Here is a 16,922-nt window from a genome sequence, read left to right as displayed (position 1 = left end):
CGATTCCACCGGACCGTACCACGTTGAGGTCGCCGAAATCCGTAGGTCCGGTTCCACCGGACATTGCCATGTTAGGTGTGTTGCCACGTTCCACGCCGAGCAGTCGTTTCGTCAGGTGAGACCTGAGAATTTTTGATCGTCAGGCGGGGCCTGACCTACTTTGGCTTGGTCATGAGCGACACGACGATCAAGGTCATCAGCGCCAGCGGGATCGTGACCAAACCAGGTTGGCTGAACGGGACGGGGCTGCTGGCGGGATCGATTCCGTACACTTTCTCGAACGTGTCGGCGGAAAGCAGGATCCATCCGAGCGAGCTGAACATCCCAACAATGACGCTGGCGATGATGCCTTTTGCGGTCGTGCGTTTCCAAAAGAGCAACATGATCAACGCGGGAAGGTTGGCGCTGGCAGCAATACTGAACGCCCATCCAACCAAGTAGCTGACGTTGAGGTTGCGAAACACAATCCCCAGCACAATCGCGATCGCTCCGACGACGACGGCCGCCAACTTGGCCACGCGGACTTGCTTGTGTTCACGAAGCTCGATGCCGAACACTCCGCTGAGCAAATCGTGAGCGACCGCTCCGCTGCTGGCCAAGATCAATCCGCTGACCGTGCCAAGCACCGTGGTGAACGCGATCGCGGAAATGATGGCAAATAACAAACCGCTCATCCCGCGAGCCAGAAGAGGCGCGGCCATGTTGCTGTTGGTCACGTCCAATGTTCCGCTGGTCATGGCACCCAATCCCAGATACAGCGTCAGCACATAGAAGAAACCAATGCTGGTGATACCGACCACCGTGCTCTTGCGTGCTGCGGCGGCGTCTTTGACCGTGTAATAACGGATCAGAATGTGTGGCAGCGAAGCGGTGCCGCAAAACAACGCCAACATGAGCGATAGAAAGTTCAACTTGCCCATCCAGTCATCGCCTCGAATTCCCGCGAAGCGTGGGTGTTCGCCGGGGCGAAGCACCTGTGAACCGCTGGTGGGCTTTTGATAAAAGACTTTGGTGGTCGAACCGTCAGCGTTTTGAAGTGTTTCGTTGCCCCACAAAACCACCGTGCTGCGATTCAGCACATCGAAGAATTTCAGCGGTCCAAGAGGTCCTGTTCCGGTCTGCCCAATGTATTCGTTGGGGAGCATCTTGATTCGGCCGACGGGACGCAGTTGACCTTGCCCGGCTTCGCCGCCTTTGGGGAGTCCGCCGATCAAGATGGACCCATCGGCCAAGGTCGTCATGGATTGAGCTTCTGAAACGACGAACGAACCGCCCTCCTGCTGGTCCGCTCGAAAGACGTCGTATCCCTCGCCATCTTCCCGTGCGAATTGCAGGTACTGGTTGTCTGGATCCCAGTTCGAAGGTTCGTACAACGAGCGTCCCATCACGTCCGCGATTGCTTGGCGGTCGAACGTTTGGACGGGGACCACTCGAGACGGAAACGATTGATTGTCGACCTGGAATCCTTGACGGAGAACCATGACGACCAAGATCGCACTGAAGACAACGAGCAGTGAGCCTTTCAAAAATTGAACCCAGGTGGTCGAAACCATTCCGGCGGTGACCACGATGGTGATCACAACCGCGCCGACCAACAGCACGCCGACCCAATGAGGGAAACCGAGCAAAGGTTGAATCAGGACTCCCGCACCAACCATTTGTGGAATGAGATAGAACACGCTGACGATCAACGTGCTGATCCCCGCCGCGGCCTTGATGCCTCGCGAATCGAATTTGGCGTCGAGCGCGTCGGCGAAGGTGAACTTGCCAAGCCGCTTCATGGGTTCGGCGATCACGAACAACGCGACGATCCAACCGGCCAAGTAGCCAATGGAGTAAAGGAATCCGTCGTAGCCGTAGGCCGCGATCATCCCGCAGATCCCCAGGAACGACGCCGCGGAAAGGTAGTCACCGGCGAAGGCGATGCCGTTGATGAACCAGGGGATCTCACCGTGAGCGGCGAAGTAGCCGGCTGATGATTTTGCTTTGCCGCCGAGATAAAAACTCAGCCCAATGGTGAATCCAACAAAAGCGAAGAAGACCACCACCGCGGTCATGGATGGTTCGTAGATCATTCGGATGCCTCCGTCGCAGCAGCTTCGTCCACGGTTTTCAGCCCGTAGATCAACGACATTCCGATTGCTACCAAGATCAAGCCAAAGCCATACACGATCGCCAAGTTCAGGCCTGCGAAGACGATCGTTTCCATCGTCTCGGCGTCAAACGCATTGAGCAAGACGAACCCGCCGTAGAGCAGCAGGTAAACCACAAACAGAACCAACCCCAACCGGGAGGCTTTCGGGGCGGAGGCGGAAGTCACGGTTTGTGACGCGGAGTCGACAGACGAATCAGGGGCGTGGGCGGACAAGGCGGGGTCGTGATCGGACAAGGCGGGGACTTTTTCTACGAAGGGACGAGACGGCCATCATCGAACGACGCAGTCTATACGAATCAAAGTCCCCGTTGTGACGCAGCGGCTGCAGATGGACTCGTCCAGGATTTAGATAATCGATTTGGTTGAAGCCCGAATTCTGGCGAATCCGGCGACGAGCGGTTGTGAGGTCCGAATGCTTGGCGAATTTAGTAGTGTCGATTTAGTAGCGTTGATTGATGCGACGACCGGTGACGAGGTGGCTACGCCGATCTCTAAGCCAAAATTTCCTCGATGACCCGGCTCTCTTTGACTCCCGTGAGGCGTTGGTTGAGGCCTTTGAAAGGGTAGATCATGGTCTCGTGGTTGAAACCGAGCAGGTGGAGCATCGTTGCGTGGAAGTCTCTCAGGTGCACGGATTCGGTGGCCGCGGTGTAGCCGACCGGGTCCGTCTCGCCGTACGTCATTCCGGCTTTGACTCCGCCTCCCGCCATCCACATCGTGAATGCCTCGGGGCTGTGGTCGCGACCGTGGAATGCCATGGTTGTTCCGCCTCGGTTTTCACGCATTGGCGTGCGTCCAAATTCACCGCCCCAAACTACCAAGGTGTCTTCCAACATCCCACGTTGTTTCAGATCGGCCAGCAATGCCGCGATGGGTTGGTCCGTTTGTTTGCACTTGTCCGGCAAACCGTGCTCCAATGACTCGCTGCGGTTGGAACCGTGGGTGTCCCATCCCCAATCGAACAGTTGCACAAACCGCACGCCTTGTTCGACCAAACGACGAGCCAGCAGGCAGTTGTTGGCGAAGGATTCCTTGCCCGGTTCCGCGCCGTAGGCCTGCAGCGTTTCGGCACTCTCTCGCGACAGGTCCATGGCTTCGGGAGCCGCGGCTTGCATCCGGTAAGCCATTTCGTATTGGGCGATACGAGTGACGGTTTCAGGATCGCCGTACTGTTTCAATGATTCCTGGTTCAACGCGGCCAAGGCGTCCAAGACTTGCCGGCGTTCCTGTCGGGAAACGCCTTCCGGGTTGGCGACGTTCAAAACCGGATCGCCTTTGGATCGACACTGCACACCTTGATAGACCGATGGCAGAAAACCCGAACTCCACAACGCTTTGCCAACCCGAGGCAGGCGGCCGCCGGAAAGCAAAACGATGAAGCCCGGCAGGTCTTCGTTCTCGCTGCCCAGTCCGTAGGTGACCCAAGAACCGATGGAAGGCGATCCCATCGGTGCGGCTCCGGTGTGGACCATCAACTGCGCCGGACCATGGTTGAACTGATCTGTCTTGACCGTTTTCAGAAAGCACAGTTCGTCCACTTGTTTCGCCACATTGGGCATCAACTCAGAGACCCAAGCTCCGGATTCACCATGTTGCTGGAAGTCATACTGTGGGCCCAGCATGCGTGGCGTGCCATTGATGAAGGCGAAGCGTTTGCCTTCCAGGAACGATTGCGGGCACTCTTTGCCATCGAGTGCCTTCAGGTCGGGTTTGTAGTCGAACAACTCCAGTTGGCTGGGTGCACCGACCATGTGCAAGTAGATTACCCGCTTCACCTTGGCTGGTTTGGGTGGTGCCAAGGGACTGAGTGGATTGGTGGCTTCGTGTTGCGGTGCAAAGCCTTGAGGTGTTTCGGAGCTTGCATGAACAGCATTCGCCGCACCCTCGGTAGCCAAGTAAATGGCCCCCAGTCCCGCCGCCGACTCGGTCAAAAAGTGCCGACGGCTAGTTTGCAGCAAGGACTGACGAAAAAGGGTTTGAGAGATCGTTTCGCGATGCATCTTATTTGCTCATGATTTCGTCGAGGTTCAGCAATGCCGAGGCAACAGCTTCGTATGCGGCCAAGCCTTGCTCGGCATCGGATTCTTGTTTGGTTTGGCTGGCTTGTTCGTGCAAGGTCACCAAGATTCTTCGTTCCGCATCGGTCGGTTTGCGCGACGTGACCAATTCAAAGCCTTCGCAAAGTTGGTCGCCTACTGAACCGTCCAGCTTTTGGATCCGTTTCGCCAACGCTTGAGTGCACTCCACAAATGTCGTGTCATTGAGCGTGGTCAGTGCCTGCAAGGGAGTGTTGGACCGCAAACGACGTGGTGTGCAAAATTCGCGAGAGGGCGCGTCGAAGGCAGCAAACATCGGGTAAGGAATGCTGCGTTTGGTGTAGGTGTAGATCGAACGGCGGTAACGATCGGGATGTCCCACTTCGGGCGTGCTCCATTTGTCGCCACCGTGGAACGGTTTCCACACACCATCGGGGATCGGTGGATGAACCGGAGCACCGTGCACGTCCGGCGAGAGCAAACCGGACACGAACAAGGCCTGGTCGCGAACCATTTCGGCTGGCATCCGGAAACGCGGGCCTCGGGCCAACCATCGGTTTTGCTCGTCGATGAACTCGGAATCGGGATCGATCGTTGAGTCTTGTCGATAGGTGCTGGACAGCACAATGGAGCGAATCAGTTGCTTCCAACTCCACCCGAGCTCATTTTGGAATTTCAATGCCAAGTGATCGAGCAATTCCGGATGAGTCGGACGCTCGCCACTGGAGCCAAAGTCTTCTTCGGTGGGAACCAATCCCAGCCCAAACAGACGAGCCCAGATTCGGTTCACGGTCACTCGAGCCGTGAGTGGATTACTCGGGTCGACCAACCACTTTGCCAAGTCCATGCGATCGTATGGACCTTCACCAGACAATGGCGGCATGGCCGCGGGGACATCGGGTTGCACCTGTTTGTCTTTCGTCAGGAACAGTCCTCGGATGAACACATGACTCGGGCGAGCCAGATGGTCCGGGCGTTCTCGCATGATCGGGATGCGAACGGACTTGATGGATCGACGCTCGCCAGAAAGCTTGGACAACTCGTCTCGTTTGGAAGCGAAACGCTCATCCGTCCAAACCTGCATCGCCGCCGGATCCGAGCAAACATCCACGCTGCCGCGACGCACCACCAACGGGAAAGCACCCAGGGCTTGGACACGGCAACTCATGTCGAGCTTCAGACGCGAACCGGGAGTTACCTTCGCCGCGTCTTTCAACAAGAACACCGCGACGCGGGCATGATGAATTCGGCTGTAGGCCGCAAATCCATCGCTGTTCTTGGAATCCATGCTCGAGCGAGGGTTCTTCAGCGGTTGAGGTTCGTCCGCGATCACATGCGAGAACTCCAGCTCCTGTTCATTGCCTTCCGAATCCACCACAACCGCTTTGAGATGGGAGAGCACGAAGCCCCATTCGGAATCGGCCAAGGCAGTCTTGGGATCACGTGGAAGGAAAGTGGTTCGGATCGCGGTGAGTTGGTCGGTGGATTCCGGTAACTCGCAGTCCAGTGAGACCGTGGTGCCATTGGAAAGCGTGTCGATGGTGAAGAACTCAGTGCGTCCTTCGCGTTGCTCGACGTCGACCTTGGTCTGCTTCGTCGCCGATGCCTTCAAGGATTCGATGTGAGTCCACTGCAGCGACGCATCGCTGACGGCGTCGTACTCCTGCTGCCATACCTGTTGACGCAACGGGCGAAGTTTTCGGTCGAGCTGCGTCGCACGTGCTTCATCCTTCGGATCCAGCGGGACAGACAGCAACGGATCCTCGCCGTTGAGATCGCAGTCGACGGTGTTGTTGAAGAACGCCATGAATTCATAGAACTCATCGTGCTCGATTGGATCGTAAGGATGGCTGTGACACTGCACGCAACCGAACGTGATGCCTTGCCATGTCTGCCAAACCGTGCTGACTCGATCCAACACCGCACTCACGCGAAACTCTTCGTCGTCGGTACCGCCTTCTTCGTTGGTTTGCGTCAGTCGACTGGCGGTGGTGGCCAGCAGGTCACGGACATCGGGATCGGGCAGTAGGTCACCCGCGATCTGTTTGATCGTGAACTCATCAAACGGCATGTCATCGTTGAGTGCGTCGATGACCCAGTCCCGATATTTCCAGGCATTGCGACGGCCATCCAGCCCGAGTCCGCGGCTATCGGCATAGCGAATTTGATCCAACCATACCGATGCCCATCGTTCGCCATAGCCGGGTGTCTGAAGCAACTGATCGACTTTGTCGGCATAGGCCGCATCACCGCTGGAGTTTGCATCCGCCTCGAATTCGCGAACTTCTTGCAACGTGGGCGGCACGCCGGTCAGGTCCAACGTCACCCGACGCAGCCATTGGTGAGGCGGGGCGTCTTTCGCTGGCTCAACGCCTTTTTCTTGCAGTTCCTTGCGTACGAAATGATCGATCGTTTGTCGGCACGCGTCTGGATTTTCGATTTGCGGAATCTCCGGGGCAACCGGTGGTTCATAGCCCCAGGCTTGTTTCCATTGAGCACCTTCCTGGATCCATTCTTTCAAGAGAGCGATCTTTTTCTCGCTGAGTGGTGCCCCATGTTCCGGCGGTGGCATCACTTCATCTTCGTCCTCAGACACAATCCGATCGATCATGTACGACCCGTCGACGTCGCCGGGTTCAATCACGGACAGTGCACTGTCGCGATGGATGAACGACAAGTCGCCGGCCTGTTTCACCCCGCCATGACAAGCAAGGCAGTGTTCGTTGAGGATCGGTTGAATATCGGCTCCAAAATCAACCGCGCGGGAGGTTGCCGGAACGCCGAAACCGGTTGCAAGCCAAACGATGCTGCAACGCAGGACGAGATTGAAATAGTTCATTTGCAGAACGAACACAGAAAGTGAATCGATTGACGATCATCCCGGAGAGCCAAAGATCCCATTGCTAGAGACCCCTGTTGGCAGTGATCGTGGATGAGCCCGACTCCATCCGACGCGGGGAATGCAACGCGGGCTGACGCGGCTAGCGAACTTGATCGCGTGAATCGATCCCGTCTTCGCCTTCGGACACCGCAGTGGCGAAGAAGCGAACCGTATCAAATCTATATGGAGTGGACGCCCCCACAATAGATCCCCCGCGTGATCTCGGCAAACGCTGAAATCGATCATTCGGGAGCGAATTTTCGGCGTCAAACGAGAAACGCTCGACGCATCACGGATACGTCGAGCGTTCGGCTCGTGAAAGAAATTCGCAAGATTGAGGCTTCGCTAAGACCTCCAGTCACCTTCCAACGCAATCGATCGTCGCATCAGAATTCCTCGTCAATCACTTCTTTCGCTGCACGCGTTCCCAGCGAACCCCACAAGCCATAGGGGCTGGCGGACCCGGGAACGTTGCTGCTTTCCTGGGAGGCGTTGCGGTGCCAAACGGTTTCCGCACGGCTGTTGCCGGCTTCGATCGAGTCCGTGATGAACTTGACCGCACCGTCGGCCATCAACACGTGCACCCCGCCTTGGTGTCGGCTGCTGGCGGTGGTGATCCCCTCCGTCCCGTGATTCCCGCCCAAGCAGACTTCGCTGTTGGGAGGAAGAATGCAGAGGAACTGGGAGTACAAGGGACGGAAGTCAGCCCAGCGTCCGCCGCGAGTGGTGGCTCCACCGCTGGTCGTTGTCCCGGCGAGCCAAAACGATGGGCGAGCGGGGTCGATCAAGTTGTTGTCTTCGCAAGTCTTCGGGTTGCCCATGATTCCGTTGCCCCACTGGCCGCCGTGACCGCCATTCTGAAGTGCGGCCGCGGAGCGAATGTCGCGGTCACCCAGGTCAGTGATGATCTCGCCGCACATGATGGTGTTGGACGTCCCATCAAGGATGTCGCGGAAACGCGTGTTGCCGCGAGGAACAAACACACCGCGGAGGTTTGCTCGGCACTGACGCACCAACCAGTTTTCGTCTTGGTAACGCCAGCGTCCTTGACCGCCATTGAACCGCGATGCACCGATTTGGGTGCGACTGGTTGCGTCGCCCGTGCACGCGGCGTAATTCGTGCGTCCAACGGTTGGCAAGCCTCGGCCAGGATCACTGGGGCAGCGGTACGTTGGGACATCGGTCCGCCATGCTTGATAACGAACGGCATACGGCGCGGGGCCCATGGCTGGCCAAGTTCGATTGGCTTCATCCGTCAACGGGTTGGAGATCTGCTCCCACATGCCCTGTTGCTCGATGAAAGGCAAAATGCCAACCAGGTAGCTCAGCATGTGCCGGCTGAAACCAACGGGCGGTGCCGGCGCGGTTCCGTGGTCATCCGCCAGTGACCATAGGTCGGTGGTCTCGTTCGTTGCCCCCGTGCCGTGCATCGGCATTTGGTTGTAAGCGGCGTGATAGTTGTGAACCCCCAAGCCGATCTGTTTGAAGTTGTTGCTGCAACTCATTCGCCGCGCCGCTTCGCGGGCGGCTTGAACCGCCGGTAACAGCAGACCGACCAAGACACCGATGATGGCGATCACCACCAGCAACTCCACCAAGGTGAAACCACGACGCGAGTCGCGATTCTCACTCGCCCAAACGTTCGGGCACTGACTCCTGTTTTCGAAAGAGAGCATCTCACCAAATCCAGAAAAGAGAAAAGAATGAATTCGCCGGGCAAATCGCCTCGGACGTTTTCGCGGCGTTCGCCGCTGGTTGTGGTGTCCCGTCTCAACGCGTCGCAACGACAGACAGTGGCTCCATGCGAGCTTTAGGGAGCGACCTCGTCTGCATTTTCGGCCGCCTCGGATTCCGCTCCTTCCATGGCGGCGTCGTATGCTGCGAAAGCATCTTCGTCCTCCTGAATCACAACGGGCTCAGAAGTGCATCCGGCCCCTGTCACGAGAGACGCGACCAGAAAGAACGACGCGGTCCACCAAGAAACTCGATTCATCATCTGCATCCATCCACAACTGCTAGACAACCAAAGCACGAGCGGCAGAGGGGCTGGATTGCCCGCTAGGGATCGCTAGTGCGACGGAACACCACTTCGGGTTGATGGTGCCGGATCGCTGGGGCTGAGTCAAACACCAATTGGGGGCCTGGGCGATGCTCGTTTGATTTGGCGCGATATCTGCGTTCCGTAGCAAACTCACCGCAGAACTCCGTGTGACTCTATTTCTTAGCCTGGATCCGTTTTCAGGGGTTGCGTATTTCGCCCAGGTTCGCGATGTCGTCAGCGCACCAAATTTCTAAAAAAGAAAATTCTTTTTTTCTTTTTCAGCGAAACCTTTGCGGAATCCTGGGTCGCAATGGGAAACGTTGCGGTTGTCACGTTGATCCGGCCACAGGCAAAGTGACGACGTTTGTGCATATCAAAAAACGCCCTGGCGACAAAGGAACTTGTCGCCAGGGCGTTTCGATGAAGGTTGAGTTGTTTAACCAGTTGCCTCGCACCCTTATCCAATGGAGCCAAACTTACGACGGTCCGGTGGACGGGGCCGAGGCGGTCGCGATCAAGATCCGACTTTGGCTTTGGTGCGGGCTTCCCGGAGGCCGCGGCTGAGGATGTCACGCAGCATGGGCGAGTAATCCTCGTACTTGGTTTCGTCTGGGGCTCCGCTGCTGAACTGATAGATCGCGTCCCGAGGCTTCACACCCAAGGCGATCAACGTGCTGCTGACCGTGGCGTAGTCGCCATTGCGAACAACCATGCTGGGGCGACCGGGACCGACCGGCGAACGGGCGAAAACTTTGCTGGCGACGGCCAGGAACTTGACCGGCGAATCGAGCGTCTGAAGGGTCAGCAGGCGGCGAGCCAACTGAACGCGTCCGTCTTCTGGATCGTTCAGATTGCGAGCACCGATGATGTTCAAACCTTCTTGTAGTTCGACCACTTCCTGACGCTCATCGGCGTGAATCGCAAAACCCGCCTTGGCATCGGCCAAGATGATATTGCAGCCTTCGTAGCGGTTTTTGGCGAACTCGGCGTGAGCCTTTTCCAAAGCACGTCGCGAAGAGGTGCATCGCAACAAGTCCATCGCCAATTGGCCGCGAGACCGTTGACCGAACAACGGCGTCGCGGTGGCACGGTTGGTCAGGCCAACAAATAAACCATTTTGATTCACCCCCAACCAAGTTCCACCGGCCTTTTGGTCAATCCCGCACAACACGCGAGGTTTACCGGATTGGATGGACGGCGTTTGGCTCGGGCGGTCGACATACTCTTCGCGGTTGGCCGCAACGAGGATCGGACTTTCGGGAACCAAACGGTACTGAACAGCAAGCAAGCACATCTGGGAGACATCCAACTTTCAAAGATCGGTGATTTCCAGTCTCACGCACGTGATCACTCGCCGTTTGATCGAAACCCCCCGGCGAGCCTGGTGCGATACACGTGCGAACAATGTAGCCACGCGAAAATCGGCACCACACCCCCGCATGGGTGGTTTCGTCGATATTTATCCGATCCGGCGCGGAAGACGGCGGATCAGGGAAGTTCGACGGAGCTAGGGGGGCGATGCCGATTGGGCAACTTGCAGGGATGCCTCAAGGGCACCCAAGATACCGATATCAGGCTCCGCGGGCGGCGAGTTCGGCTTTCATGAACTCCAGCCCCTCGGTTGCCAGCGTGATTTCGTCCTTGAACATCTTCCGCCAGATCTTCGTCGCGGCGGCAATCTCGGGCAGAGCCAATCCGAAAGCTTCGATGGTCAGGTAGCCGTCGTATCCAGATTTCACGATCGCGTCGAAGTTTTCCTTCCAGTTCACGCCGCCTTTTCCGGGCGTGCTGCGATCGTTTTCGCTGATGTGAATGTGGAAGAGCTTGTCCCCGCCGGCTTGGATGGCTTCGGTGATCGACTTCTCTTCGATGTTGCTGTGGAAGGTGTCGTACATGATGCCGCACGACGGGTGATCCACTTCGCGGGCGAATCGTGCCGAGTCACCATGGCAATTCAGAAGGTAGCACTCGAATCGATTCAAGGCTTCAACACCAAGTTTGACACCAACGGTCTCGGCATACTCGGCGGTGGCACGCATGGACTCGACGCCCCACTTCCATTCGTCTTCGGTGGGGCCCGATCCACTGAACAATCCGATCGCGGAGTGATACGGGCCGACCAAGATTTCCACACCCGCGGCGGCACAGCAATCAAGTGTCTTCTTGTTGAGTTCGACGCCTTTGGCACGGACGGCCGGGTCGCACGAGATCGGGTTGTCTTCTTCGCCACGAATGGTCACCGCGGTCCGTCCGAGTCCCATTTCGTCCAATCGCTTGCCGATCGCGGCGTAGTCCAAATCGAGATTGAACATCGGCAGTTCGACGCTGTCGTAACCGATCGCTTTGAGTTGCTCGCAGACCGGCAACATTTCCTCGGTGACTTCGCCGGACCACAACAGCAGGTTCATGCCGTACTTCATGATGTCTTTCTCTACAGATTTTCAAAAAGGGAGATGGAGGTGAGCCCGAAAGTCACCGACCACGAGCCGGGCCAAACTCAGGCGAGCTCAGGATACGCCATGGAACGCCCATCGGGGGCGAGCAGGCGAGTGTGGTTCCGCCGAACCTCTAGGCGAGCACTTGGCAACCAATCGCCGACCGCCTTGGGCAACTCGGCCAAACCGACGCGAGCCATGACTTGGTTCAACCGGAACAGCAGTGTGTCGTCGTCCAGGTAATCGTACAAGAACCGTGTGGAAGCGAACCTCTGCAGCGTTGCCGGGATCTTGTCGGTTCGATTCTCCGCGATGGTCTGCACGGCGTCCGACACTTGCTGCATGGGGACCTCATCAAACAGCGAGTAATATCGATCGGCCAGCCCCGCATGTTGCTCCATCACATTTGCATCCAGCAACATCTCGATCAAAATGTGACCGACAAAGCTGGGGCGAAACCCCGCATCGCCGGGCAACAGATCCCGCAACTGCACCGCGAATTCGAGGTTCATGCGAGCAAAGGTTTCGCCACCATGAAACCAGCGATCATCTTCGACATGAGCCACCACGCCTCGCGCGACGTCTCGCAGCACCTCATCGTCCGCCTTCAGGTGCAGCGCTGCCATCTTTCCACGAGCCCGGATCTTGCGATCAATCACCGACAGAAAATCGGGAATCCCCGTCGCCACCGCCATCACGGGCTGATCGAGATATGGCAGGGCGTGACAAAGAAAATTCATTGGCGAGGGGCAACAACCACGCCGGCGGAACAAGCGTGGCGTCTAGCGTAGAAAGGATTCGGTGGAAGCGTCTGCGGCGTTCCATTGTCCCAACCACTGCATCATCGACCAGCGGAGGTCCGACTGATGTTCCTCGATTTCTTGATTCAAGCGATCCGCCAAACGTGCATTTTCTTTCTTGAGCCAAAGCCGAATCAGTGTGTCCTCGGCCAAATTGCCCAGCTCTTCCGCCGCGTCGCCGCCCAGCTTGCTGATACGCTCCACGTTAAAACGATTCATCTTCACGCGGGCTTCTTGCACCTGAACGTTCAGCTGAATCGCTGGGATCACTTCGCGATAATCGGCGGACAATCCCATCACAAACTTGCAGTCCAGATTCACTTCCATGGTGCCATCGACGCTGATGCTGAAAGCTTGCACGCCCAAGTTCCAGCGTTCGATTCGAATGTGGAACTTTGCCGGTGTTCGCACGACAGCGTCCACCAACCAACCGGGTTGCCCGGCGGGAGTTCGCGTCGGCACCACCGAACGAACCAGCAGCGGCGAAGCTTCGGGCGGAAGGACCGCTCGCGGAATGATCGGCACACCTCCGGTTTGCGGCGGTGTTGATCGCTCGAGCTGTGGTAGCTGGATGTCATAGCGAACCCATCGGCCGTGCCGGAGTTCTTTGCGACGCCGTTTGGTGGAAATCTTCCAACCATCTCGGCGGACTTTCACGCCCGCCCAAATGGATTTGGTGTTTCCCCAATCGTCGTCGCCATCGAACTTGCTGGGCATGTGACGCAGCAGTTGATCCGCCAACCACTGCACAGATTGGCGGGCTTGATCGGGAGTCATCTCCACGGTCGCCGAGGTGTCCGCGTTGGCGGGCTGGCCTGTGACGCCGTTGGCGGGCGCGACCAGCGGAACTTGCCCACTGCATCGCGCCGTACTTATCGGATAACTCGAAGGTGCTGCCGTCGAAAACGCCAGCAGCACCGCGAGCGCTGTCGATCCGATCAGCGATACACGACGCAGAAATAAACGCCGTCTCGTCCGCGAGCCATCGCGGCGCCCGCGACTCGCATGTTCGGGTCGCTGGTGTAACAAGCTGAGACTCCACGCGGCGAATAGGAACTGCTCCACCCGACGCCTTCGTAGCGACCGGGAGCAAACGATCCCGATGGATGCGTTTTCAAACCCGAGGCTGCCATCTGCTGGGCTCGACGCTGCGCGACCGCTTGCAGTTGCGGATCATACGCAAGCGACCGTAGTCCTTGTCGAGACCGTTGTGCGTTCAAAGTCGACAAGACGTTCGAAACGGGACCGCCATGATGGCTCGGAGCCGCATAAGACACGCGATTGGCCTGCACGGGTGCCGAATGAATGACATTTGAACTCGTCATCGGCTGGCTCGAATGGATGGTGGGCTGGCTTGACGAGATGATCTTCCCATCGACCACGATGTTCGAGCCGACCAGGTTGGACCCATGCACGGTTGGATTGTGTACCGTCGAACTGTGCACGACCGGGTTGTGAACCGTTGAGCTGGGCATCTGCGAGCTGGGCATCTGCGAGCTGGGAATTGCCGAGCTGGACACCGCGGATGATGGCACACTCGAATGAGTCACCACGTTTTGGTTGCCGCTACGATTGCGGGCACAGTTGACGCAACCGGCCCCGGTGGGCATGGCTCCGCTATAGACCACTCGGCCGTTAGCTGCGTGAGATTCGGTGGGCGTGGCGAGGGACCAACCGATGCAGCAACCCATCGCGGCCAACCAAAGAGGCAGGTGTGGCAGCGACAAACGTGGCATGGAACCTTGAGCCAACTGGGGCAACAAGGTTGTTTCTGACAAACCGACCGTTTCAAACAAACGAGACATTCAACACTCCTGAAGAAGAGGGACCGGCCGAGCACCTCCATTGCTCCCACACGTCACTTCCTTGCGTGACACCGGCAAAAATCCGTCGCCGCGAACCATTGCGATTGACCGCAACACGAAAAGCCCCTTTTCGATCGAAAGCGGCCCGGCAACGGTGGTTGTGACGATTGCGATCTCCAGAAACCACGCGTGTCATGAGACTTAGGTCACGGTCCATCGCCGAAAGAACTTTTGGATGTCTTTCGGGTGTGAACAAACCACCAGTTAATCTGGGGGAAGTTGGCGCAGCGATTCACGCCACGAATGCTCGAATTGAGCCAGTCGAGAATCTGTTAGCCGCGCATCCTTTCACAAATCCGTAGCCGACGAACACGGCGAACTCCGTAGCCGAATTCATCAAGAAGTCGGTTCCCAAAATCCCGTAGCCGAATTCGTCAAGAATTCGGAACCCCCCATCCCTTCACGGACACACTTGCCCACATCTCCTCCGCCGGATTTCCATCGAGCAACGGATGACCCATTTCGAATTGTTTGCCAATCCGGCTACGAGATGGATGGCATCGACAGACGCAGTCCGTCATGGGCGAGGTGGACGTGGTCCGGCAAGGAGGCTTCCACCGGACCGTGATCGATGTCGTGACCCAGGTGAGTCAGGAAGGCTTGGCGAGGTTGAAGCTGGTCAATCACTTCGAGGGCTTCGTCGATGTTGAAGTGAGTGGGGTGGGGTGTGAAGCGCAACGCGTCCAAGACCAGCGTGTCGAGACCACGCAAGCGTTCCATCGACGATTCCGGGATGTGGTTCGTGTCCGTGCAGTAAGCAAAGTCACCCATCCGAAACCCCAGCACATCAAAGTGCGGGCCGTGCTTCAACGGAACGGGGGTCATTTGAACGCCAAGCACCTCGAACGAATCGTCGTTGTTGATGGAGTGGATCTGCAGCTGCGGTCGCGAACCCGCGTGTGTTTGAGTTCGTGTTGAGAAGGCGTAGTCGTAGGATGTGCGAATCCGAGATTCCACCTCTTCGCGGCAATACAACGGAACAGGACGCTGCAAGCGAAATGGAAACAACCGCAGGTCATCCAGCCCGTAGATGTGGTCAGCGTGTTCGTGCGTGAACACTACGGCATGAACCAAGCCGATTTTTTCTCGCAGCAGTTGCGTTCGCAAATCGGGTGGCGTGTCGATCAACAAATTGCCTTCGGGCAAACGGATCAGAATCGCACACCGTGTTCGGTTGTTACGTGGGTCAGTGCTTTGACAGACATCGCATTCGCAACCAATCGCCGGCACACCCACGCTGGTCCCGGTCCCCAGAAAGATCACTTCAGGGGTGATGTCCGAGGACGGTGGATTGGTTTCGTAGGAATCGGAGTTGGCAGATTCAGAGGCGGTCATGCAGCGATATTATCGCGGGTGAGCAGCCTCGTGCAGGTGAGGTGTGGAGCAACAATCATCGCTTCTGGCGATCAGCGAAGGTTGATCGGGATTCCGAAGTCTTGCTTGTCGCCCGGTTGCTCCGATCCAAGAGTACTTTTCTTGAAGAGATTTTTGTCGACTTCGTCACCGAGCTTCCAGCGAATGTTGGCAAAGAGTTCTACCGGATGATGATCGGAGTATGAGATGCCATAAATGGTCGTCGGCAGTCTCTGCTTGCTCGGACCAGTTTCCGTCCATTCGGACCGCGTGATCGACGTGACCTTCGCAAGTGACTCATCGACGCCACGCCAGTTCAACTCAATCATCTGAATAGGGACTTGGTTCTCAAACGTTATCAATTGTCCAAGCCAGTTAGCTCCTTTGAATCGTAACAGGACGTGAGTCTGTCCTCGACGTTGAATGACTCCATGCACTGAGTTCACGCGGACATTGTGTCGCGAAAAATCCCAGGCGCTGCCATTGGCTGTTTGAACTGACCCAACTGTGGTTGCGAGACAAGGACTGAATACGTCTCTCAAGCGAAGTGCACTGAGCCCGTACTTCCAGTCGCACTCCCCCGTTTGCTCATCCGTGCTGTTCTCAAATGCTACAACCTGACTTTGGTAGCATTTGTCTGAGTCCCGCAGGATGTCGAGATGCTGGCGGCTATCGCGAGCGATCCCAAGACTGGTCGCAATTGCAGCGTTGTCGAGTAGGTTCTGACGCACCACAATGACCCTCATCCTGGCGGATGATGGATCACGGGCGATCCGGAAACTATTTCTCCAGTGCATGGTTGAGTGTTTGGTGCCGATTGCGGTGCTTTCCAGCATTTCTGAGACCACGCTGACCTCGTAAGACGAGGCCAAAAGCAGTGACTCAATGTCCCGCATCCAGCCGACCACCATCCCGGCGTCTTCTTTGTCGAGTTCCTTGAAGTCCTCCGGGCTCGGAGTTCGGAGCCGTTCGAGATGACGGTATTCCTCTGCGTAACAGGTTTGAAACGTAAGGACGAAGCAAGCCGCCAGGGCAAATGTTTGCATCTTCACAACTGAAACTCCTTGATGGTTCACGACGCCTGAACTGTTCCAATGTCATGCGAATGGAGAAGACATGGGGCTATGTTTGAGTGTTGAAGGGCTCTGATTGCACCCTGGCAAGAAAGAAGCATCGCAATTGATCCAGCGGCAGGCTGGGCTCCCTTGCTGGGAGTTAGTGGACGTTGCCGTTTCTGATCGCGGCATCCAGTTGGCGGGTTGGAAGCACCAGGATTTCATTGGGTGGAGACGGTGACTCAGGCAGGCACAAAAAAACGGATCGTCCCAAGTTTCCTTGAGGCGATCCGTTCGATTC

At 57.1% G+C, this 16,922-nt stretch carries 13 protein-coding genes; all 13 read right to left on the bottom strand.

Features of this window, described 5'->3' with window-relative positions; all coding sequences use genetic code 11:
• Positions 1 to 155: 155 nt before the first annotated feature.
• A complete protein-coding gene (locus LOC70_RS09590; RefSeq protein WP_230253388.1) occupies positions 156 to 2,075 on the bottom strand; it encodes a sodium/solute symporter in 1,920 nt (639 codons plus the stop codon).
• Positions 2,072 to 2,389: a DUF485 domain-containing protein gene (locus LOC70_RS09585; RefSeq protein WP_230253387.1), complete on the bottom strand. Its 318-nt coding sequence runs from the start codon at positions 2,387 to 2,389 to the stop codon at positions 2,072 to 2,074. Before LOC70_RS09585 ends, LOC70_RS09590 begins: the two co-directional genes overlap by 4 nt.
• A 257-nt stretch (positions 2,390 to 2,646) precedes the next feature.
• The gene (locus LOC70_RS09580; protein ID WP_230253386.1) at positions 2,647 to 4,155 is read right to left on the bottom strand and encodes a DUF1501 domain-containing protein; all 1,509 of its coding nucleotides are present in this window, start codon (positions 4,153 to 4,155) and stop codon (positions 2,647 to 2,649) included.
• A gap of 1 nt (position 4,156) precedes the next feature.
• Entirely contained in the window at positions 4,157 to 7,045 is a 2,889-nt protein-coding gene (locus LOC70_RS09575) for a PSD1 and planctomycete cytochrome C domain-containing protein (protein WP_230253385.1), read from the bottom strand.
• 413 nt (positions 7,046 to 7,458) lie between these two features.
• Positions 7,459 to 8,748 (bottom strand): DUF1559 domain-containing protein, encoded by a 1,290-nt coding sequence (locus tag LOC70_RS09570; RefSeq protein WP_230253384.1) that lies wholly within the window; start codon positions 8,746 to 8,748, stop codon positions 7,459 to 7,461.
• Between the two features lie 134 nt (positions 8,749 to 8,882).
• Positions 8,883 to 9,068, bottom strand: a complete 186-nt coding sequence (locus tag LOC70_RS09565) for a hypothetical protein (protein WP_230253383.1) — start codon at positions 9,066 to 9,068, stop codon at positions 8,883 to 8,885.
• A 559-nt stretch (positions 9,069 to 9,627) separates the two neighbouring features.
• Positions 9,628 to 10,407: an NRDE family protein gene (locus tag LOC70_RS09560; protein WP_230253382.1), complete on the bottom strand. Its 780-nt coding sequence runs from the start codon at positions 10,405 to 10,407 to the stop codon at positions 9,628 to 9,630.
• 277 nt (positions 10,408 to 10,684) lie between these two features.
• Positions 10,685 to 11,533: a sugar phosphate isomerase/epimerase family protein gene (locus LOC70_RS09555; protein WP_230253381.1), complete on the bottom strand. Its 849-nt coding sequence runs from the start codon at positions 11,531 to 11,533 to the stop codon at positions 10,685 to 10,687.
• Between the two features lie 77 nt (positions 11,534 to 11,610).
• On the bottom strand, positions 11,611 to 12,288 hold the full coding sequence (locus tag LOC70_RS09550) for a hypothetical protein (RefSeq protein WP_230253380.1): 678 nt from the start codon (positions 12,286 to 12,288) through the stop codon (positions 11,611 to 11,613).
• A gap of 42 nt (positions 12,289 to 12,330) precedes the next feature.
• The gene (locus LOC70_RS09545) at positions 12,331 to 13,266 is read right to left on the bottom strand and encodes a hypothetical protein (RefSeq protein WP_230253379.1); all 936 of its coding nucleotides are present in this window, start codon (positions 13,264 to 13,266) and stop codon (positions 12,331 to 12,333) included.
• A 20-nt stretch (positions 13,267 to 13,286) separates the two neighbouring features.
• Positions 13,287 to 14,153 (bottom strand): CAP domain-containing protein, encoded by an 867-nt coding sequence (locus LOC70_RS09540; protein WP_230253378.1) that lies wholly within the window; start codon positions 14,151 to 14,153, stop codon positions 13,287 to 13,289.
• A 543-nt stretch (positions 14,154 to 14,696) separates the two neighbouring features.
• On the bottom strand, positions 14,697 to 15,548 hold the full coding sequence (locus LOC70_RS09535) for an MBL fold metallo-hydrolase (protein WP_230253377.1): 852 nt from the start codon (positions 15,546 to 15,548) through the stop codon (positions 14,697 to 14,699).
• Between the two features lie 71 nt (positions 15,549 to 15,619).
• Complete coding sequence (locus LOC70_RS09530; RefSeq protein ID WP_230253376.1) at positions 15,620 to 16,612, bottom strand: hypothetical protein; 993 nt, start codon at positions 16,610 to 16,612, stop codon at positions 15,620 to 15,622.
• Between the last annotated feature and the right edge of the window lie 310 nt (positions 16,613 to 16,922).

This window comes from Rhodopirellula halodulae, assembly GCF_020966775.1.
Taxonomy (GTDB): domain Bacteria; phylum Planctomycetota; class Planctomycetia; order Pirellulales; family Pirellulaceae; genus Rhodopirellula; species Rhodopirellula halodulae.
Note: the sequence above shows the minus strand (reverse complement) of the source record. Positions and strands in the feature narration are given on the sequence as shown.